This window comes from Corynebacterium gottingense, assembly GCF_007559235.1.
GTDB lineage: Bacteria > Actinomycetota > Actinomycetes > Mycobacteriales > Mycobacteriaceae > Corynebacterium > Corynebacterium gottingense.
This window is the reverse complement of record NZ_VMHH01000001.1, coordinates 517561-536934: the sequence shown is the minus strand read 5'-3', so window position 1 is coordinate 536934 and position 19374 is coordinate 517561. Positions and strand designations below refer to the sequence as shown.

General features: G+C 67.0%; 24 protein-coding genes. 12 read left to right on the top strand and 12 right to left on the bottom strand.

The features are described 5' to 3' along the window. The first annotated feature begins 57 nt into the window (after positions 1-57). The 3 genes from thrC to FPH17_RS02485 are packed head-to-tail and all read left to right on the top strand — an operon-like array spanning position 58 to position 2709. On the top strand, positions 58-1500 hold the full coding sequence (gene thrC, locus FPH17_RS02490; RefSeq protein WP_154878534.1) for a threonine synthase: 1443 nt from the start codon (positions 58-60) through the stop codon (positions 1498-1500). Between the two features lie 26 nt (positions 1501-1526). After that, complete coding sequence (locus tag FPH17_RS11855; RefSeq protein ID WP_165765497.1) at positions 1527-1664, top strand: hypothetical protein; 138 nt, start codon at positions 1527-1529, stop codon at positions 1662-1664. Position 1665: 1 nt separating this feature from the next. Further along, positions 1666-2709: a S1 family peptidase gene (locus FPH17_RS02485; protein WP_244288044.1), complete on the top strand. Its 1044-nt coding sequence runs from the start codon at positions 1666-1668 to the stop codon at positions 2707-2709. Positions 2710-2719: 10 nt separating this feature from the next. Here the strand turns inward: FPH17_RS02485 and FPH17_RS02480 are convergent, their stop codons facing one another. Then, positions 2720-3457 (bottom strand): hypothetical protein, encoded by a 738-nt coding sequence (locus tag FPH17_RS02480; RefSeq protein ID WP_154878533.1) that lies wholly within the window; start codon positions 3455-3457, stop codon positions 2720-2722. 62 nt (positions 3458-3519) lie between these two features. Between FPH17_RS02480 and FPH17_RS02475 the strand changes: the two genes are divergently transcribed. The 4 genes from FPH17_RS02475 to FPH17_RS02460 are packed head-to-tail and all read left to right on the top strand — an operon-like array spanning position 3520 to position 6737. Further along, the gene (locus tag FPH17_RS02475; RefSeq protein WP_154878532.1) at positions 3520-4044 is read left to right on the top strand and encodes an NUDIX hydrolase; all 525 of its coding nucleotides are present in this window, start codon (positions 3520-3522) and stop codon (positions 4042-4044) included. Continuing rightward, on the top strand, positions 4041-4625 hold the full coding sequence (locus FPH17_RS02470; protein WP_154878531.1) for a GH25 family lysozyme: 585 nt from the start codon (positions 4041-4043) through the stop codon (positions 4623-4625). Before FPH17_RS02475 ends, FPH17_RS02470 begins: the two co-directional genes overlap by 4 nt. Before the next feature lie 11 nt (positions 4626-4636). Beyond that, on the top strand, positions 4637-5770 hold the full coding sequence (locus tag FPH17_RS02465) for an HNH endonuclease signature motif containing protein (protein WP_154878530.1): 1134 nt from the start codon (positions 4637-4639) through the stop codon (positions 5768-5770). Positions 5771-5810: 40 nt separating this feature from the next. Continuing rightward, positions 5811-6737, top strand: a complete 927-nt coding sequence (locus FPH17_RS02460) for a 2-dehydropantoate 2-reductase (protein ID WP_154878529.1) — start codon at positions 5811-5813, stop codon at positions 6735-6737. On the opposite strand, the gene FPH17_RS02455 is transcribed toward FPH17_RS02460, so the two are convergent. Next, positions 6734-7663 (bottom strand): TDT family transporter, encoded by a 930-nt coding sequence (locus FPH17_RS02455; RefSeq protein ID WP_154878528.1) that lies wholly within the window; start codon positions 7661-7663, stop codon positions 6734-6736. The two genes, FPH17_RS02460 and FPH17_RS02455, sit on opposite strands and share 4 nt — an antisense overlap. A gap of 68 nt (positions 7664-7731) precedes the next feature. On the opposite strand from FPH17_RS02455, the gene FPH17_RS02450 reads away from it, so the two are divergent. Then, on the top strand, positions 7732-8586 hold the full coding sequence (locus tag FPH17_RS02450) for a CPBP family intramembrane glutamic endopeptidase (RefSeq protein ID WP_154878527.1): 855 nt from the start codon (positions 7732-7734) through the stop codon (positions 8584-8586). Here the strand turns inward: FPH17_RS02450 and FPH17_RS02445 are convergent. Next, positions 8552-8830 carry a DUF4236 domain-containing protein gene (locus FPH17_RS02445; protein ID WP_154878526.1) on the bottom strand — a complete coding sequence of 93 codons (279 nt, stop codon included), beginning with the start codon at positions 8828-8830 and terminating at the stop codon, positions 8552-8554. The two genes, FPH17_RS02450 and FPH17_RS02445, sit on opposite strands and share 35 nt — an antisense overlap. Positions 8831-8984: 154 nt before the next feature. Here FPH17_RS02445 and FPH17_RS02440 point away from each other — a divergent pair, with 154 nt between their 5' ends. Beyond that, positions 8985-9587, top strand: a complete 603-nt coding sequence (locus FPH17_RS02440) for an META domain-containing protein (protein WP_154878525.1) — start codon at positions 8985-8987, stop codon at positions 9585-9587. Here the strand turns inward: FPH17_RS02440 and FPH17_RS02435 are convergent, their stop codons facing one another. Beyond that, positions 9588-10061, bottom strand: coding sequence for a hypothetical protein (locus tag FPH17_RS02435; RefSeq protein WP_095534922.1), 474 nt, complete (start codon positions 10059-10061; stop codon positions 9588-9590). Between the two features lie 19 nt (positions 10062-10080). After that, positions 10081-10341, bottom strand: coding sequence for a helix-turn-helix transcriptional regulator (locus FPH17_RS02430; protein ID WP_095278171.1), 261 nt, complete (start codon positions 10339-10341; stop codon positions 10081-10083). A gap of 160 nt (positions 10342-10501) precedes the next feature. On the opposite strand from FPH17_RS02430, the gene FPH17_RS02425 reads away from it, so the two are divergent. Both FPH17_RS02425 and FPH17_RS02420 read left to right on the top strand, forming a co-directional pair. Beyond that, a complete protein-coding gene (locus FPH17_RS02425; protein ID WP_154878524.1) occupies positions 10502-11116 on the top strand; it encodes an META domain-containing protein in 615 nt (204 codons plus the stop codon). 70 nt (positions 11117-11186) lie between these two features. After that, positions 11187-11663 carry a carboxymuconolactone decarboxylase family protein gene (locus tag FPH17_RS02420; protein WP_154878523.1) on the top strand — a complete coding sequence of 159 codons (477 nt, stop codon included), beginning with the start codon at positions 11187-11189 and terminating at the stop codon, positions 11661-11663. 47 nt (positions 11664-11710) lie between these two features. On the opposite strand, the gene glnA is transcribed toward FPH17_RS02420, so the two are convergent. Further along, positions 11711-13147 carry a type I glutamate--ammonia ligase gene (gene glnA, locus FPH17_RS02415; protein WP_095278165.1) on the bottom strand — a complete coding sequence of 479 codons (1437 nt, stop codon included), beginning with the start codon at positions 13145-13147 and terminating at the stop codon, positions 11711-11713. A 116-nt stretch (positions 13148-13263) separates the two neighbouring features. On the opposite strand from glnA, the gene FPH17_RS02410 reads away from it, so the two are divergent. After that, the gene (locus FPH17_RS02410) at positions 13264-13725 is read left to right on the top strand and encodes an RDD family protein (protein WP_095534918.1); all 462 of its coding nucleotides are present in this window, start codon (positions 13264-13266) and stop codon (positions 13723-13725) included. A 31-nt stretch (positions 13726-13756) separates the two neighbouring features. Here FPH17_RS02410 and FPH17_RS02405 read toward each other — a convergent pair whose 3' ends face one another. The 6 genes from FPH17_RS02405 to gcvT all read right to left on the bottom strand — a co-directional run bounded on the left by FPH17_RS02405 (position 13757) and on the right by gcvT (position 19359). After that, positions 13757-15061: a threonine/serine exporter family protein gene (locus FPH17_RS02405; RefSeq protein ID WP_095534917.1), complete on the bottom strand. Its 1305-nt coding sequence runs from the start codon at positions 15059-15061 to the stop codon at positions 13757-13759. Positions 15062-15089: 28 nt separating this feature from the next. Then, positions 15090-15878: a DUF4191 domain-containing protein gene (locus FPH17_RS02400; protein WP_095555411.1), complete on the bottom strand. Its 789-nt coding sequence runs from the start codon at positions 15876-15878 to the stop codon at positions 15090-15092. Positions 15879-15952: 74 nt separating this feature from the next. Continuing rightward, positions 15953-16996: a lipoyl synthase gene (gene lipA / locus FPH17_RS02395; RefSeq protein WP_154878522.1), complete on the bottom strand. Its 1044-nt coding sequence runs from the start codon at positions 16994-16996 to the stop codon at positions 15953-15955. Positions 16997-17030: 34 nt separating this feature from the next. Continuing rightward, the gene (gene lipB, locus FPH17_RS02390; protein ID WP_154878521.1) at positions 17031-17819 is read right to left on the bottom strand and encodes a lipoyl(octanoyl) transferase LipB; all 789 of its coding nucleotides are present in this window, start codon (positions 17817-17819) and stop codon (positions 17031-17033) included. A gap of 57 nt (positions 17820-17876) precedes the next feature. Continuing rightward, positions 17877-18269 carry a glycine cleavage system protein GcvH gene (gcvH, locus tag FPH17_RS02385; RefSeq protein WP_095278151.1) on the bottom strand — a complete coding sequence of 131 codons (393 nt, stop codon included), beginning with the start codon at positions 18267-18269 and terminating at the stop codon, positions 17877-17879. A 1-nt stretch (position 18270) separates the two neighbouring features. Further along, the gene (gcvT, locus tag FPH17_RS02380; protein WP_154878520.1) at positions 18271-19359 is read right to left on the bottom strand and encodes a glycine cleavage system aminomethyltransferase GcvT; all 1089 of its coding nucleotides are present in this window, start codon (positions 19357-19359) and stop codon (positions 18271-18273) included. Between the last annotated feature and the right edge of the window lie 15 nt (positions 19360-19374).

The following is a 19374-nucleotide window of genomic DNA, read 5'->3' as shown; positions in this document are numbered from 1 at the left end:
CGGATGCGCCGCAAAAATATCTACGAATCTCAACCCGGTCCCGTAAACTCGACGCCCGTGGATTACATTTCAACTCGCGATACGACCGCCTCACCGCACAAGTTCACCGACATCCTGCTCGGGGGATTGAGCGCCGACGGCGGCCTGTTCATGCCGGCCACGTATCCGCGCCTGGAGCCTTCGCTTCTCGACGGCTGGCGTGACCTCCTCGCCACCGAGGGGTACGCAGCCCTCGCGGCCGAGGTTGTGAAGCTGTTCGTGGACGACATCCCGACAGCGGTGATCGAGGAACTCACCGCCAAGGCCTACAGCACTCCCAAGTTCGCCCACCCGGACATCGTGCCGGTCACGGAGCTGGACGAAACGCTCTCCATCGCCCACCTGTCCGAGGGCCCCACCGCCGCGTTCAAGGACATGGCGATGCAGCTGCTCGGCGAGCTGTTCGAGTACGAGCTGGCCCGCCGCGGCGAGGCGCTCGCCGTCTTGGGCGCAACCTCGGGCGACACCGGCTCCTCGGCCGAGTACGCGATGCGCGGCCGCGACAACATCCGCGTCTTCATGCTCACCCCAGCCGGCCGCATGACCCCGTTCCAGCAGGCGCAGATGTTCGGGCTCGACGACCCGAACATCCACAACATCGCCCTCGACGGCGTCTTCGACGACTGCCAGGACGTGGTCAAGGAGGTCAACGCGGACGCCGCCTTCAAGGCCAAGTACTCCATTGGTGCGGTGAACTCCATCAACTGGGCGCGCCTGCTCGCGCAGACCGTCTACTACATTTCGACCTACCTGCGCGTGACCGAGTCGAACGACGAAGCCCTCTCGTTCGCTGTCCCGACCGGCAACTTTGGCGACGTGTGCGCGGGCTACGTCGTCAAGCGCATGGGCCTGCCCATCGACCGCCTTATCGTGGCCACGAACGAAAACGACGTGCTCGACGAGTTTTTCCGCACCGGCAACTACCGCCCGCGTTCCTCGGCGGAAACCCAGGCCACCTCCTCGCCGTCCATGGACATCTCGAAGGCTTCCAATTTCGAGCGCATGCTTTTCGACGCCCTCCAGCGCGACGCCTCCGCCACCAAGCGCCTCTTCGGCACCAAGGTGAAGGAGGGCGGCTTCGACCTGGACGATCTGGGCGGCCAGGAGGTCCTGGACCGCATCCGGAACGACTTCGGCTTCGTCTCGGGCTCGTCCACCCATGCCGACCGACTCGCCACGATCAAGCAGACGTGGGAGGAGCACGGCGTGATGGTGGACCCGCACACCGCCGACGGCATCCACGTCGCCCGCGGCCTTGCCAGTGAGACCGACACTCGCATCGTGGTCCTGGAGACCGCGCTGCCGGTCAAGTTCGCCGACACAATCGTCGAGGCAACCGGCCGCGAGCCGGAAGTGCCGGAGCGTTTCGCCTCCATCTTGGCCGCCGACCGCCACGTCACGGACCTGCCCAACGACGCGGAGCGCGTCAAGCAGTTCATCGTCGATACCCTCGGGCAGTAAGCCCCAGCACGAAAAAGGAGCACACCATGGCACAGGAACAGTTCGCCGGCCCCGACTACTTCACCGAGTTCGACCCGGAGAAGTTCATCCGCGACCTGAAGATCCAGGCATCCGGCGACGCTGAGTCGGAAAACGACGAGGAGGAGCACTCGGACGCCGAGTAGCGTGACCCACCCAAACGATTCATCGACCGGCAACCACGCCAGGAAGTACCAGCCGACCTACGGCGAGCGCTGGACGTTCCCGGAGCCCGCGCCGCAGCACCGCGCCGCACCTGCCCCGCACAGCACCACGGCACGCACCGTGAGCTGGGTGGTCTGCATCGTCGCGGTCGCCCTGTTCGTCGCCTCCGTGGTGTGGCTCGGCTTGACCACCTCGCAGCTGCCCACCGGCTCCGTCGAGGAGCGCCAGGCGCGCGAGGCGGTGCAGACCCCGCTGGAGACGGAGGCCGCCGAGTCTGACGGCCAGGCCAACCAGGTCCGCGTGCCAGCGTTCGCGCTGTGGGCGCCCGGCACGCGCATCCAGACGACGGACCACCAGCCGCAGCCCGGCGAGAGCTTCACGGCGCAGTCGTGCACCGTCGCGTTCAGCTTCAGCGACGCGGCGGGCCAGCACTACGCCGTCACCGCGGGGCACTGCGGCCACGCCGGCGACCTCGTGTGGCCCACGAACGCCTCGCGCGCCTTCGACTACGCGCACGAGGTCGGCCAGTTCGTCTACTCGGGGCTGTTTGCTCACGACGCCAGCGCCTCCGACGGCATCGACGTTGGCATTATCAAGATCACCGACCCGGACCGCTACATGGACGTGATTGGCGACCCAATCCCCACCGGCATCGCCGACGAAGTCCCGCCGGTGGGGCACGTCTGCAAAACCGGCGCCACGACCGGCTACACCTGCGGCGAGTTCGAGGACACGCAGCGGGTGCAGATCGTGAACGCGGGTGACGACGAAGACCGCGAAACCTTCGGCGACATCGCCGCAGTCTGCGCCGCCGCCGGCGACTCGGGCGGCCCGGTGTTCACCCACGTCAACGGCCGCGCCGTAATCATCGGTATCGTCTCCGGCACGGAGGCCGGCCGCAGCGGCGAGGACTGCTGGGAGGGGATGGAGAACCCCAAGCTCATGTCCTACTCAAACGTCGAGCAGATGATGACCGTGATCGACCAGGTCGTGCCGGACGCGCAGTGGGAGACGCAACGCTGGTAGCGCTGCGAAGCTACCAGGATTCGCCAGGCTCCGGCATGCCCCACTTCTCGCGCAGCGCCGCGCCGGTCGGTTCGTGCTTGTAGGTGTGCGGCCGCGAGGGATTCGCCTCCATGATGGTGAGCTCGTCGTCCGTGAACGCCTCGAAAGTCGCGCGGTCCAGGTACGGGCGCAGGCCGAACTCCTCCCATGCCGGCTGCAGCGCCTCCACCTGCTCGTGCGTCGCGTCGAGCCAGTACAGCTGCGCGAGTTGGCCGCCCCCCTGGCGCTCCAGGTTGTTGGTCACCGTGACCGAGTTGGCACCGTGCTCGTCGCCGAAGTGGAGGAGGTCGGCGATGGTCTGGGGCGGGAGCGTCGTGAAGCAAAAGCCCAGCAGCTCGAAGCGCATGTTGTCGGGTGTCTCGAGGGTGAGCGTGTCCAGGCAGTTCTGCTCGAGCAGGCGCGAGATGTGGCCGGCAGTCTCCGTACTCACCATGGCGGTGGGGGTGAGGTCACCGCGCAGCATCACACCGGTCTTCGTGGCGCCTACCTGCGCGTCGGCGATGACGTTGGGGCGGACGCTGGCGGCGACGTTGGGGGCGTCGGCAGGCGCGGGGTTCCAGGCGGTAACCGGCGGCGCCGGCGTCGTCTGCGTGGTGCGCGCGTTGGTCTGGTAGCTGGTCAGCGCCGCGATCATGACCACGAGCGCGATCAGCACCGCGCCGTAGACGGTGATAAATACGGCTTTGGGGAGGCGCTTCAGGGTGTGCATCGCAGCTCATCCTAGCCGACGTAGACTCGTGGGCACGCGAACGACGAACGAAAGGACACGCCGTGCCAATCCCGGAATTTATCGTGCAGATCCGCGAGAAGATCGGCCACGACCCGCTCTGGCTGCCGTCGGTCGCCGCGATCGTGCTGCGCGATTCCGCCGACCAGTCCGCCTGGGCGGTGCCGGACGTGCTGCTCGTGCGCCGCGCGGACAACGGCGAGTGGACCCCGGTGACCGGGATCGCAGAGCCGGGCGAGCAGCCGCACGACGCGGCGGTGCGCGAGGTGCGCGAGGAGACCGGCATCGAGGCCACGCCCGCCGCGATCCTTGGCGCGGGGTCCGTCGGCCCTCTCGTGCACGCCAACGGCGACCAGGCCAGCTACATGTCGGTGCAGCTGCGCCTCGAGCCGGCCGACCCCGCCGCGGAGCCGGTGGTGGGCGACGACGAGTCGACCGAGGTCGGCTGGTTCCCCATCTCGCGCATGCCCGTCACGGACCCGAAGTGGCGCCTGACCATCGCGGACGCAGCCGCCCAGCGCCGCCACCCGGCGTCGTTCACTCCGCGGATGGGGCTGTCCAAGCGGTGAGGCTCGGCGTCGACTGCTCCGAATACCAGGTCGGCCTCGACTTCGCCGGCTTCGACTTCGCGGTCCTGCGCACCACCGACGGCACCTACCAGGACCCGTGCTTTGAGCAATTGCTTCTCGACGCCCACTCGTCCCACTGCTCCCTGTCCACCTACCACTACCTGCGCAGCCCGTCGGAGGGCACGACCGTCGCCGAGCAGGTCGGCGCCGCCCTCGACGTGTTGGGTGGGAGGCGGCTGCCGATGTGGCTCGACGTGGAGTCACCCGCGGGGCTTTCGCTTGCCGACGTCCGCGCCGCCGCCACCGCCTTCCGCGCCGCCGACGTCCCCGTCGCCGGTATCTACACCACCGCCCGCTACTGGCGGCGGCACATGCTCCTGGCCGACCCGGCGGAGTTCGGCGCGCTGTGGTTGGCGCAGTGGGGCGACAACTCGGTGACCGAGCCCGCGCGCCTCGGGCCGTGGCCGCGGCCGCTCGGGTTCCCGGCACCGCAGATGTGGCAGTTCACGTCCCGCGGGCGCGTCGGTGGGATCACGGTGGATCTCAACCTTGCGGTTGCGGGGTGCGTGGGGGTGGGCTAGGTTGTGGGCCTATGGGGGAGGAACAACTACGGGCCTTTTTGGCCTTCCGCGCTGGGGGTATTGCCGCGCTCCGGCTCGTCCACGAGGCCGGGCTCGACGCGCCCGCGCTTGTGGGGATGGGTGCGGCCGATGACTACGCGGACACGCTGGTGCGGCTCGCGCGGCGGTTCTTTCGGCCGACCAACCACTCGCGCTACCAGGCCGAAGCACGCTCCGCGGCGGAAGCCAACAGTCACTGCATTGAAACGCTGGAGCTGATCGAGCGCACCGCTCGCCGCATCAGCAACCCGACCAAGCGTTGGGAATACACCGCCGAGCTGTGCGCCGCGCAGGGGGATACCGCCACCATCGCGAAGAAAGCCGCCCGGCTGCGCAAGGACTTCATCGCGCCGCGCGTGCCCGAGGACGGGGTGCGGATCCAGCGCGACATGAAAAACGACAAGTTCATCATCCGGCTCACCGGCCCTACCAACCGGCTGCAGGACGTGGTCACCACTTTTGAGACGCCCGACGAGCGGGGCAAGCCTATCGATGCGATTGACTGGATTGTCAACAACCGGCGCATCGTCCAGGCACCGGTGGCGGTGCACGCGATTGTCACCGACAAGGACATCGATCACGTGCTCGCCGGCACTGACGACAGCGACGACACCGAGCCGGTCGTCGTCACCAACACCGGGGTCCGCATGACCACCAGCCAGTTGCTCAAGCGCCGGATCCTGCCGGACGGCTACATCACGCTCGCCGCGGAGCACCTTGGCCCGATCAACACCCACCGCATGCGCCTCGCATCCCGGGTGCAGCGGCTCGCGCTGGAGGTGGACTCGCCGACGTGCTGCTGGCCCGACTGCAACGCGCCGATTTCCAAGTGCCAGGCCCACCACCTCACCGAGTACGCGCACGGGGGAGAGACCACCCCGGCGAACATGTGCTGGCTGTGCCCGCACCACAATGCCGTCAACGGCGACCCGAAGCGCGGCCGCATGACCCGCATCAACGGGCGCATCGCGTGGGTCGGTCCGAAGTACGCCGCGCCGCGCTTCACCGGCCGGGCCTACGCCGATACCGGCGCAGTGATCGGCGGGCCGGCCCAGGGCGCGCCGGCCGGTGAACCCACCTACGCGGGTCCGTCGCCACCGGAGTAAAGGCGCACGCGGCGGCGTGCGCGCGGATAGACTGTGCACCATGAAGGTGGTGTGCATTGGTGCGGGCGCGATCGGTGGGTACTTCGGCGGCGTGCTCGCAGAGGCTGGTCACGAGGTGTCGTTTGTCGCGCGCGGGAAGACGCTCGCGGCGCTCAGGCAGCGCGGCGTGCTGCTCAGCCGCGGCGACGAGCCGGCGCGCGCCGTCCGGGTCCACGCGGCGGAGCACGCAGGGGAGGCCGCGGACCTGATGGGCGGGGCGGACATCGTGGTTGTCGCTACGAAGGCGCTGCCGGATAACCCGACGTTCGCGGACCTCGCGGACGCGCGGCAGCTTGGCGGCGTGCCCGTCGTTACGACCCAGAACTCGGTCGAAGTCCACGACACCGCCGCACGCATTTTCGGCGCCGACCGGGTCCTCGCCGGGGTGGCCCGCTGCTACGCCACGCGCGTCGGCCCGGCAGAGATCGTGCTCAATCCCGGGCCTTTGGCGTTGAGCTTTGGGCCGGTAGCGGGGGCGTCGATAAGCGAAACTGCCCGGGAGTTCCGCGCGGCGCTGGATGAGGCGGGGATCGGCGGCGAGCTGTACGCGCCGGGCAACGTGCTTACGGACGTGTGGTCAAAAGCCATGTTTGTCACCACCACGGGCGCGCTCGGCGCGGTGGCCGACGTGCCGATGGGCGTGCTTCGCGACGCTTTGCGCCCCCAACTCCGCGCCCTGATGAAAGAAGTCGAGGCCGCAGCCCGCGGGCTTGGCGTGCGGCTGCCGGCGGACGCGGTCTCGCAAACCCTCGCGTTTGCGGACCAGCAATACGCGGGCGCGACGAGCTCGATGCAGCGCGACATCGCGGACGGACTGCCGAGCGAGCTTGACGCGCAGGTCGGCGCGATCCGCCGGCAGGCCGCCGCCGCGGGCGTGCCCACCCCGCTGCTGGATTACACCTACGCGGTGCTCGCGGTGCGCGCCTAGCTCGTGCGCCCCTCCGCCACCCAACTGACGAACCGGCTCGAGCACAGCGCCCAGTGCGCGACGAGCAGCACCGGGATGCTCAGTGCGATCGCGTCCAGCCACTGCGACCCGCTGACCATCGCCATCTGGTGTCCGCCCATGCTGACGGTGCCCGGCGGGAAGGTGCACGACCACCACGCCGGCGAGTACGGCACCCAGCGCGCGGCGTTGGGGTAGAAGGTGATCATGGCGTAGATCGCGAGCGGGATCGCGATGATCAGCGCGACCAGGCCGTAGTAGATGGAGACCGTGCCTGGGAAGAGGATCTGCATCGCGGTGGTGGATTGCCCGACCACGCCGAGTGGCACCCACGCGGTGGCGGACTTCGCGCCCTCGAAGTCAACGCGCCCGTGCCAGGCGGCCCAGTAGACGCGGGCGAATGTCGGCACCGCGGTAAGCAGCGACATGACAAACAGGGCGGTGCCCATCACGCGGTAGAGCGGGCCGTAGTCGTGCGCGAGCCAGCCGGAGACGGACGCGGAAATCATCGGCCCGACCAGCGGCAGGCCCCAGGTGAACCGGGGCTCGCCGTCGAATCGCGTGAGCTGGATCGCCCAGGTGATGACGGTGACTGGGCCGCCGATCCAGAAGCCGATGAGCCTGTACACGCCGTCGCCGGTAAGCCCGGACAGCGCGGCGCCGAGCGCGAGGATGCCGATAAAGTACATCGACCACTCGGCCATCGTGGTGCGCTCGAAGCTGGGCTGGCGGTAGCGCGCAAAGCCTACGGTGAGCACGACCAGGATCACGCACGCGATGGCGGCGAAGACGCCGGCGAGGAAAAGGAGGTCTTCCTCGACGAGCAGGCGCGCGACGATCGAGGTGCCCATGAGGCTCCCGCCCCACGCGGGGCCCGGGGGCGGGAGTTGGCGAAATTTGTCAGTCACGGGCTTATGGTAATCCCTATTGCTTCACGACGCCACGTTACCCCACCCCAGCGGCGTATCATGAAGTTATGGGTTCCTATCATATGCTCGGCCGCGACGGGGCGCCGCGCGTTGCCTGGTGGCGTCCGCTTCTCGAGTTCGTCGTCGTCCTCGTACTCTTCTTCGGCATCTTCGCCGCGATGCTCGCGCTCTTCAGCGCGGCGGATCAGTTCTTCGCCCCGTCGGTCAAAGCGATGGGCGAGTTCGAGTTCGTGGACACGCCTTGGCTCGCGCTCGCGGCGGGGTCAATAGAGGCCGCGACGATCCCTGCGGCGTTCATCGCCGCGTGGTTGCGGGGCCGGCGCCCGTCCGCGCTGTGGTCGGTGGAGCGCCGCTTCCGGTGGCGCATCTTTGGCATCGCGCTGGTGCCGGCGCTCGTCGCGTTCGGTGCGGAGCTAGGGTACTTGCTGTGGCGGAGCGAACCCGCGGACGGTGCGTTCACCGCAGAGAACTTCGGTGCGTTGTGCATCCTCGTCGCGCTCATCCCGCTGCAGGCGCTGTCGGAAGAGCTGGTGTTTCGCGGCTCGCTGGTGCAGGCAGTAGGGCAGTGGACCCGCTCGCCGTGGGTGGCCTACCTCGTCCCCGCGTTGATGTTCGTCTCCGTCCACGACTACGGCTGGCGAGGCCAGCTCAGCGTCGCGACGTTCGCGCTCTGCGGCGCGTTCCTCACGTGGGCAACGGGCGGGCTGGAGGCGTCGTTGGCAGTGCACGCCGTGGCGAACACGCTCGCGATCCTACCGGATCCCTTCCACGTGCCCGTTGCGGGCTTGGCTGAGGCGACGGTGGGGGATGCGGTGGCGTCGATAGGCGCGACCGTGCTTGCCACCGCCGCGATTTGGTGGCTGGTGGCTAGCGGTACTGCTGCGAAATCTCGTCGAAGCTAGCCTGCTCCTTGCCAACCTGCTTGCGCTGCTGCTTCGCGCGCTTCTTCCTGCGCACCTGGTTCGGGGTGTCGCGCTCCTCGTAGCGCAAGCCCGGAATACCGGTGCGCATCGTGCGCGTGCGGCCGCCGTTGGAGTTGAACGTGTAGCGGAACGGCCCGGAGCCGACGGACGCGGAGAGGCCGGAGCCGGACAGGGTGAATCGGAACGGCCCGAACTTCTTGGAGCGGCGGAAACGGAACGGCATGGGGGCTCCTTATCGACGTAGCGTAAAAGTCCCTCAAGCGTAGCAAAGGACACCACACACTCGACCTTGGTGTGCGGTGGCAGTTCTGTAACGCTTTCATAAGACGTGTTCGTTTCGCGGGAGATCGCGCCGGGGCGCCGGTACGTTGGTCCGCATGGCTAACCAGATCGTACGGAAATTGACCACCAAGACGGCTGCCGCGGCGGCGATCGGCGCGCTGGCGCTCAGCGGCGTCGGTACGGCGGGGGCGCAGGACCTGTCGTCTGTGCCGAGCGTCGCAAGCCTGGACGCGACCGACTACGTCGATACCGACCGCCTTGGCGAGCTCAACGCCACCGTACTTGGCGGCGCGAGCGGGAAGGCGGCGGAGCAGCGCGCGTCACAGTCTTCCGTCGTGACCACCCTGCCCGCCGACGCGCAGCCGCTGCCCAAGTCGCAGGCGCAGCGCGCGGTGACCGGGCTGCTTGAGGCGAAGCAGAGCCAGGCGATGACCGTGGAGCTGCGCGCCGACGGCACGCTCACCTACAGCGACGGCTGCAACTCCGGCAACGGCCTGTACACCATCGACGACGCCGGCGCGCTGCACGTCAGCGGCCTTTCGGAGACCCGCGTCATGTGCGATTCCGCGACGATGAACAACGCCGCCGCGCTGAAGTCGGTGCTGCAGTCCACCCCGGCCGTGTACCAGGTTAACGGTGGCGTCGCGCTCGGGAGCCAGGCGAAGGCGATCGAGTTCACCAAGGCCGCCGCGCAGTAGTTACTCGGCGGCGATGAGCGCGTCGCGGTTGATCTTGCCCGCCAGCGAGCGCGCCACCACGAACGGGATCCAGAGCATCTGGCAGAAGAGTAGTTTGGCAAAGAACAGCGCCACGTCAACGTTCGACGGTTCGAATCCGAGGCGCGTCGCGAGCGCCAAGAATCCTGCTAGGACAAACATGGCGGTCGAGGAGAAGATGGACCAGCTTAGTCCCTCGTCGCGTGCCTCGATGTGCCGCTGGGTCTCGTACTCGTCGAGCTCGGCGCGCGGCATGTCGGCCCCGCCGATGGACTTGCGAAGCAGCAAGATTCCGACCGCGGCGAGCGCACCCCCGCCGAGCCACAGCGCAGTGGACACGGTGGGGTTGAAAAGTTGGAGGACCGCAGCGAGCAGTACGATCGCGATTCCGACGTCGGTGGCCAGAGTGAGTCGCTTTCGCTTCACGACGATCGCGTGAACATCTTTCGGTGCCATGGGGAGTCCTTTCGGGGTTTTAGGGTGTGCGGTAGATCTCGGTTGACATTGGCGTGAACTCGGTACGGGAGAACACGGCTTCCACAGGCAGCCCGAAGACGTCGCAGATTTTGAATGCGAGGTCGAGGCTGGGGTAGTGGTCGCCGCGCTCGAGCGCTCCGATGGTTTGTGGATTGACTTCAACCGCTTCCGCGAGCTGTCCACGCGACATGTCCCGTTCGGTGCGCAGCACGCGGATACGGTTGAAGATCGGATCCACAGGTCTTTTCTTTGGGGACATGACTCAGAGTGTTGTATAAACACAACGGATTGTCAACTGTTCGCGTTAATTTTCATGTGACTCTCAGCTTCGACCGCCGCGTTTAGGAGCGCCCTGGAGATACCGTTCTAGTTCCCTCAAGGTGGTTGATTTGGCGGTTTTGCTCGGTAGGTTGAGGGACATGGTTTCCAAGATCATGAAGAAACTGTCCACCGCAACCATTGCCGTCGCCCTGATGGGTGGCGCTACCGGCACCGCCCACGCACAGGAGCTGCCGCAGGGCCTGTCGTCTGACCCTGCGATCGTCGAGACCGCAGTCGGGTTGAGCTCTACCCTGCTCGGCGGCGCACCGCAGCTGCCGGGCTCCAGCGCTCAGCAGCCGGGTGCTCCGGCCGAGCAGGGCGGCCTGATCACCGCGCTGCCCGAGTACGCGCAGCAGGCTCCCGAGCACCTGTGGGCTTCTTCCGTCGAGCGCCCGCTGCAGGCGAAGGCCAACGAGAACGTGACCATCGAATTCAGCCCGGATGGCACCTTCTCCTACGGCGACGGATGCAACTCAGGCAACGGGACCTATCACTTCGATGAGCAGGGCAAGCTGCACGTCGGCGATCTTGCACAGACCCAGGCGCTGTGCGACCCGGCGGCAGAGGCTGCCGCCAAGGACCTGAAGACGATTCTGCAGGCCAACCCGGCGGTCTACCTCATCGACCGAGAGACCATTGCCCTGGGCAGCCAGGGCCACGGCATTGAGTTTGTGGAGGCGAAGGCTACCACCATCGAGCCGCAGGAAGGCTAAAGCACGACGCACTAGAAACGATGTGCTTGCGGCCCGGGCCACTTTGGTCCGGGCCGTGTAGCATTGTCACATGTCCGCAACGAGAAAGCCCATACCGAAAGTCGCCTACGCGCCCATGCTCGGGCTGGAAACGTACGTCCGAGCACGTGTGGACAAACGCTATTCGCACCTGGTGCAGCTGCGGGCTTCCGCGCTCAACCAGTGCGTGTACTGCCTGGCCATGCACCGGCGCGACGCGAAGAAAGACGGCTGGAGCGAAGAAAAGATCAGCAGCACTGAGCGCTGGACCGACTACAAGGAGCAATTCTCTGACGAAGAGTGCGCAGCGCTCGAGCTCACCGACGCCGTGACCCGAATCCACGGGGAGGAGTCCGTGCCGGACGAGCTCTGGGAGCGGGCTGAACGCCTGCACGGGGAGAAGGGCGCGAGAAACCTGCTCATGGCGGTCGTGGCGATCAACGCCTGGAATCGGATCGGCATCACCACACGACTTAACCCGCGAAGCCTCTCCGGAGTTGACGACTTCGACCTAGGCATCCGGGCATAAGCAAACCCCGAGGGAACACCCTCGGGGTTTTGACTTACGCGCGCGAGCTAGCAGTCGAAGTACATTTCGAACTCGAGCGGCGTCGGGCGCAGCTGGGCCGGCGCGATCTCGTCCTCGCGCTTGAGCGTGAGGTAGGTCTGGATCAGGTCGTCGGTGAAGACGTCACCTTCGGTGAGGAAGTCGTGGTCCGCCTCGAGGGCGGCGAGCGAGGCCTCGAGCGAGGTCGGGGCCTGCGGGATCTCCTTCGCCTCCTCCGGCGGGAGCTCGTAGAGGTCCTTGTCCACCGGGGCGTGCGGCTCGATGCGGTTCTTGATGCCGTCGATACCCGCCATCATCATCGCGGCGAAGCCGAAGTAGGGGTTGCCCGACGGGTCCGGCGCGCGGAACTCAATGCGCTTCGCCTTCGGGTTGGTGCCGGTGATCGGGATGCGGATCGCGGCAGAGCGGTTGCGCTGGGAGTACACCAGGTTGATCGGCGCCTCGAAGCCCGGGACCAGGCGGTGGTAGGAGTTCAGCGTTGGGTTGGTAAACGCGAGCACGGCGCCGGCGTGCTCGAGGATGCCCCCGATGTACCAGCGTGCCAGGTCGGACAGGCCGCCGTAGCCGGACTCGTCGTAGAACAGCGGCTCGCCGTCCTTCCACAGCGACTGGTGGGCGTGCATGCCCGAACCATTGTCGCCGGCCAGCGGCTTCGGCATGAACGTCGCCGTCTTGCCAAACTGGGTCGCCGTGTTCTTCACAATGTACTTGAAGTCTTGCAGGTCATCGGCTGCGTGCAGCAGGGTGTTGAAGCGGTAGTTGATCTCCTGCTGGCCGCCGTTGCCCACCTCGCGGTGGAAACGCTCGATGTGGAAGCCGGCCTGGTCGAGGTTGCGGACCATCGCGTCGCGCACGTCGACGGTCTTGTCGTACGGCGGGACCGGGAAGTAGCCGCCCTTGTAGCGGTTCTTGTAGCCCAGGTTCGGGTTGCCGTCGGCGTCGGATTCCTTGCCGCGGTTCCACCAGCCCTCTTCCGCGTCGATCTCGTAGAACGCGCGGTGGCCCTCGGCCTCGTAGCGGATGGAGTCGAAGAGGTAGAACTCGGCCTCGGCACCGAAGCTGCAGGTGTCCGCAATGCCTGTCGACGCCAGGTAGTCCTCCGCCTTGCGCGCCACGTTACGCGGGTCACGCGAGAAGGCCTCGTGGGTGAACGGGTCGTTGACAAAGAACTTCACGTTCAGGGTCTTCGCCTCGCGGAACTGGTCAAGCTTCGCGGTGGCCAGGTCCGGCATGAGCGTCATGTCCGACTCTTCAATGGTGGTGAAGCCGCGGATGGAGGAGCCGTCGAATGCGAGGCCCTCTTCCATGACATCCTCATCAAACATGGACGCCGGGATGGAGAAGTGGTGTTCGCGGCCGGGAACGTCGGTGAACCTGACGTCGACGAATTCGACTTCCTCGTCTTTGATGAATTTTGTTACGTCCTCGATATTTTCGAAAGACACGTGCTATCTCCTTACGGCGACAATGTGAACCACACCAAGTTTAGTCGAATGCCCCGCCGCGGTCGTGGACCCCGCCCATTTTCGTGGCTCGCGCGGCGCGGCTAGGCTTGGTCACCATGGCAGGATCGAAGAGTTGGCGCGAAGGCCCGGAAATGCCGAACCAGTTCGGCGGCACACCGGAGTACCCAGGGCAGACGTTGGGGCTGCCGGCGGAGGGGCCGGGCTCGCAGGCGTCGGTAATGCGGCGCGCGGGCGGCGTCCTCATCGACTGGGTCCTCGCGTGGGCGATCGCGACGCTGATTACCGCCACCACGGATGCGCTGGGAGACACCGCCACACTGACTTACCTCGTCTGGATCGTCCTGGGCATCCTCACCGGATGGCTCATGGCCCGCACGCCCGGGATGGCCATGCTGGGCATGGGCGTCGCGCGTGTCGACGCCACCGAGCCCGTCGGCCTCTGGCGCGCCGCGCTGCGCACCGTCCTGACCGGGTTCGTATTCCCGGCCGCGATCGTGGACGCGGACGGCCGCGGTATGCACGACCGGGCGACGAACACGACGGTGATCCGCGGCTGAGAAGGGGGAAGTGGGGGGCGTCGATAAGCGACTAGCCCGGCGTGCCGCCGAGGTTTTCGCGGAAGTCGATGTGGTGCTGGAACGCCCAATTGCGGTCCGTGATGAGGCGGGCGACGGTAAGCCCGCCGGAGAGGAAGAGCACCGCGAGGACGACCTCGGTGGTGGCGCTGATGCCGCCGGTGACGTCGCCGCTGGTCAGCTCCTGCATCGCGGCGTAGATCGTGGTGCCGGGGATCATCACGACGGTCGCGGGGATGGTGACCGTGGAGCGCGGGACGTGGAAGTGCTGGCCGAGCCAGCGGCCGAGAATGCCGATGGTGAGCGTGCCGAGGAAGCACGCGAGGAAGTACCGCATGTCGGCGTGGAGGAGGACGAGTCGCAGGATGTTAGCGACCGTGCCGAGCGTCGCGGCGAGGAGCGCCATGCGCCGTGAGGCGTTGAAGATGATGGCAAAGCCGCCGATACTGAAGAAGCTGGCGACGGCTGCGGCGAGGTAGAACCCGAGCTCCGGCTCCGCGGCGATGTGCGGCGGCGGGGGAGCATTGGTGATCATGGCGATCACGGCGACGGTGAGCATCATGGCCACGATCACTTCGAGCGCGTAGAACAGCCGGGGGATGCCGGCGCTGAAGTCGAAGCGCGACAGGTCATTGAGCGCCACGAACAGCGGGAAGCCGGGGATGAGGTAGAGGATCGCGGCGACGAAACCGGCGGAGAGCTGCGTGTCCGCGCCCGGCACGAGGAGCGACAACAGCAGGAAGAGGATGGTGGAGACGGCGCCGGCGATCATCACCACGCCGAGCTGGAGGAATCGCTTGTGCGCCAGGCGTTGGCGCACGAACTGGCCGACGCCCGCAGCGATCACCACCAGCACTGCGGTGAGCAGGGAGAAGCGGTTGAGGATCGCGAATCCGCCGCACGCCAGGCCCGCGGCGAGCGACGCCACGAGGGGGCTCCAGCGAGGGGTGTGGATGTGCTCGATGTCGTCGAGAAGCGCGTTGACTTCCTCGGCGGTGGCGTAGTGGTGCAGCTCGTGGCGGCTAAAGTTTTCCAGCGCCTCAATGCGCGAGGCGTTCACGCCGGGCACCGGGAGCACGGCGGCGAGGGTGCGGAACCGCTCGCCGCGGTGGAACGTGCAGGTGAGCGTGTCGAGCCCGACGATGACGTCCGCGTGGTCGAAGCCGAGCGCGCGGGCGCACCGCTTCACGGCGCGGATGACTCGGTAGGCGGGCGCGCCGGAGGTGAGCAGCATTGAGCCGAAGCGCAGCGCCGTGCTGGCTTCTACGCCCATGCCGAAGTGCTCGTCGCTGCCGTGGTGCGTGTGGTCGATTCGCATCGTCGTCTCCGGTAGCCGCCCGGTCGCTCTACTTACCCTTGCGCTGCTGCATGCGGCGCATGCGGCGGTTCATGCCCGCCATGTTCTGTGCCTGACGCGGCATTGGGCCGCCCGGCATGCCGGCGACCTGGCCGGGGCCTTTGCGGGTGTCCATCGCCTCGAGCTTGGCGTTGAGGGAGTAGACCTCGTCCTTCTTGTAGTTTTTCGGCAACTTCAGCAGGTGCTTCTGCAGGTCACGAACGGGAACCTGGTCCTCGCCGTCGCCGGCGTAGACCTCGTGGATCGGCACGCCGGCCAGGAGGCGGTCGACGCGCTTGTGTTCCTTCGCCATCATCGGCTTGAGGCGGTTCGGATTGCCCTCTCCAACCAGCACGACGCCGGGGTTGCCCACGACGCGGTGGATGGTGTCCATGTGGGTGTTGGCCTGGACGCCGTTCTTGGTCAGCCAGACGATGCCCATAGTGTTGCGCATGTTTTCCAGGGTCCAGCCTGCGGCACCCGGGGTGTCGCCGACCTCATCGTACATGGACTTCTCCAGGCGGCGGGAGAACAGCCACATCGCCAACACAGCACCAAGCAGCAGGCCGATGACCAGCATGAACCACTCCCCGCCCCAGAGCAGACCGATGAGGAAGAACAGCAGGCCCACGCCGAGCACCGAACCCAGCATGATGGGGATGAGCGCCTTGTCGCGCTCCTTTTGCATCTTGAACGCCTGCCACACCTGGCTGCGCGTCTGCTTGCTCTTCGCGCGCTTCGCGGCGCGCTCTTCCTTCTTCGCGGCCTTCGCTGCGGCCTTGTCATCCTGCTTCGCCATGTCGCCAATGTTAATGGCACGCCCCGGGCAAGCAAAAAGAAACGCCCGCCGCTGAGGCGGGCGTGAAGCAGTGCTTAGCGAGTGACCACGGGGTGGTCCTGCGACGGGCCGTACTTCTTCAGCAGGGTCGATGCCTCCTGCGTCGTTTCGCCCTGCGAGGTCTCCTTGAGGTGCTTGAGGTTCTCGGGCAGCTCGCGGCCGTGGTGCTCCATCGCCTGGACGTAGAGCTTGCCGGCGCGGTAGGAGGAACGCACGAGCGGGCCGGACATGACGGCGGCGAAGCCCATGTCGTAGGCGGCGTCGCGGTATTCGATGAACTCCTCCGGCTTCACCCACCGGTCGATCGGGTGGTACGTCGGGCCGGGACGCAGGTACTGGGTGATGGTGATGATGTCGGTGCCGGCGTCCTGCAGATCTGCCAACGCCTCGAGGATCTCCTCGCGGGTCTCGCCCATGCCGAGGATGAGGTTGGACTTGGTGATCAGCCCGAAGTCGCGCGCCTGGCGGATCACGTCCAGCGAACGGTCGTAGCGGAACGCCGGGCGGATGCGCTTGAAGATGCGCGGCACGGTCTCCACGTTGTGCGCGAAGACCTCGGGGCGGGCCTCGAAGACCTCCTGGAGCAGGTCCGGCTTGCCGGAGAAGTCCGGGGTGAGGTTCTCCACACCGGTGTGCGGGTTGAGCTCGTGGATCTTGCGCACGACCTCGGCGTAGAGCCACGCGCCTTCGTCCTCAAGGTCGTCGCGGGTCACGCCGGTGATGGTGGAGTAGTTGAGGTTCATGCCGCGGACCTCTTCGGCCACGCGGCGCGGCTCGTCGCGGTCCAGCGGGTCGGGCTTGCCGGAGGCGATGTCGCAGAAATCGCAGCGGCGGGAGCAGCGGGAGCCGCCGATGAGGAAGGTCGCCTCGCGGGATTCCCAGCATTCGTGAATGTTGGGGCAGCCGGCCTCCTGGCACACGGTGTGCAAGCCCGCGCCCTTGACCTTTTGTTTCATGTCCTCGTACTCAGGTCCCGTTTTGACCTGGTTGCGGATCCAGCGCGGTTTCGACTCGATCGGAGTCTCCGCGTTGCGCTTTTCAATACGGAGGAGCTTTCTGCCTTCTGGTGCTACAGTCACGCCCCCTACGTTAACGGACGTGTCAAGAACTGCGTTACCGCGGTCGCTTCTTCAGCCCCTTCGTGGGGTCGGGCGCCGAAGCGAAGGTGTGGTTTGCCACCGTGAGCTCGCCGGACAGCGCGCGGTCGAGGTGGTGGAGGAGCCTTGGGGCGATTGCCGACGCCCGCGTGTCCCTTCCCAACTCCAGACTCATGGTGGTCACGTCGGCGTCGTCAATGCCGCAGGCGACGATGTGCGCGTAGTGGGCGAGCGTGTTGTCACAATTGAGGCTCAGCCCGTGCATGGTGACGCTGCGGGTGATGCGAATTCCCAGGGCCGCGATCTTGCGGTCGCGCGTCGGGGCGGCCTGGTCGGCGGCGCGCGTGGTGTGGGGGACCCAGACGCCGGAGCGCCCGTCGATGCGCCCGGCGGTGGTCACGCCCGCCTCGCGGACCGTCTCAATGAGCGCCTCTTCCAGGCGGCGGACGTAGTCGACCACGTCGACGGGCTCGGCGAGTTTGATGATGGGGTAGACCACCAGCTGGCCTTCGCCGTGCCACGTGATGCGCCCGCCGCGGTCCACGTTGACCACGGGGACGGGGTAGTCGGCGTCGGGCATGTCCTCGGGCTGCGTGCGCTTGCCCGCAGTGAATGTGGAGGGGTGCTCGAGGACGAGCACGGTGTCGCCGACCTCGCCCGCGGCGCGCTTCGCCGCGAGCTCCGCCTGCAGGTCCCACGCCTCCTGGTACGGCACGACGCCGAGGTCGCGCACCTCGAGCGGGGTGGCGGCGTCGGCGCGGATGGATTTGTCGGCTGGGAAAAATGGGTCACGCGGGGCAGTCATGCTTTTGCATTCTAGCCCCGCGTGAAGTGGTGGGTGTTTAGCCCTGCTGAGCCCTGTTTAGCCCTCGACGCCGTTCTCTGCGGCGTACTCGTCGGCGGTCATGAGCTCGCCGACGGACTCGACCTCGACCTCGAAGAGCCAGCCGTCGCCGTACGGGTCATTGTTGATGGCCTCGTACGCGCCGTCGATGTCCTCGTTGACGGCGGTCACGGTGCCGGTGACCGGGGAGAACAGGTCGGAGACGGACTTGGTGGACTCGACCTCGCCGCAGTGCTCGCCGGCGGTGACGGTGTCGCCCACCTGCGGCAGCTCGGCGAAGACGATCTCGCCCAGGCGATCAGCGGCCACGTTGGTAATACCCACGCGCACGGTGGCGCCGACGGCGGTGTCCGGGGTGGCGTTGATCCACTCGTGGTCCTCGGAGTAGTAGAAGTCCTTCTGCAGTGCCATGTTAGGCGTCCTTTCGGGAGTAAAACGGGGTCTCTACGATAGTAAACGGATAGCGACGTCCACGGATGTCAATTTCCACAGCCGTGCCAACCGCTGCGTGCTCGGGCGCGATGTGCGCCAGAGCAACAGGGTAGCCCAGCGTCGGCGAAGGCTGGCCGGAGGTGACCACACCGATGCGGTCCTCCGCGCCCGGCAGGAACACCTCCGCGCCCTCGCGCGCGGCGCGGCGCTGCTCGGAGGTCAGACCGGCGATGACTACAGACGGCTCGCGGCCGGTCAGCGCGTCCTTGCCCACAAAGTCCGCTTCCTTCTTGGCAAAGGCGCGGCCCATCCCGGCCTCGACCGGGGTGATGTTGGTGGTGAGTTCGTGGCCGTAGAGCGGCATCGACGCTTCGAGGCGCAGCGAGTCGCGCGAGGCGAGCCCGCACGGGGTGCCGGAACCGATCACGGCGTCCCACACCGCTTGGGCGTCTGCGTTGGCGCAGAACAGCTCGAAGCCGTCCTCGCCGGTGTAGCCGGTGCGGGCGACGAACACCTCGACGGACCCGCCGCCTGCCGGGTGCAGGGTCATCCAGGCGCCGGAGTAGTAGGCGAGGGTGTCGGCGTCGTCGCTTAGCAAAGGCTCGAGGACCTTGAGCGCATTCGGGCCCTGGACTGCGACGAGCGCCACGGCCTCGGAGTCGTTGCGCAGCTCAACGTCGAAGTCACCCTTGCGGGCCTCAAAGGCGGCCCACACGGTGGCGGTGTTGGCGGCGTTGGGCACGACCATGAAGTGATCGTCGGCCATCTTGTAGGTGATCAGGTCGTCCAGGATGCCGCCGTCCTCGGCGACGATCATGGAGTACTTCGCCTTGCCCACCTTGAGGATGGACATGTTGGAAATCAGGGCGTAGTCCAAAAACGCGGCGGCGTCGGGGCCCTTGACGTCGATCTCGCCCATGTGGGAGAGGTCGAAGATGCCGACGGCGCTGCGAACCGCGCGGTGCTCGTCGAGCTCGTTGCCGTACTTCAGCGGCATGTTCCAGCCGCCGAAATCGGTAAACGTGGCGCCCAGCTTCTCGTGGGCCGCGTGCAGGGGAGAGGTAGCCATGAGGGTTCTCGCTTT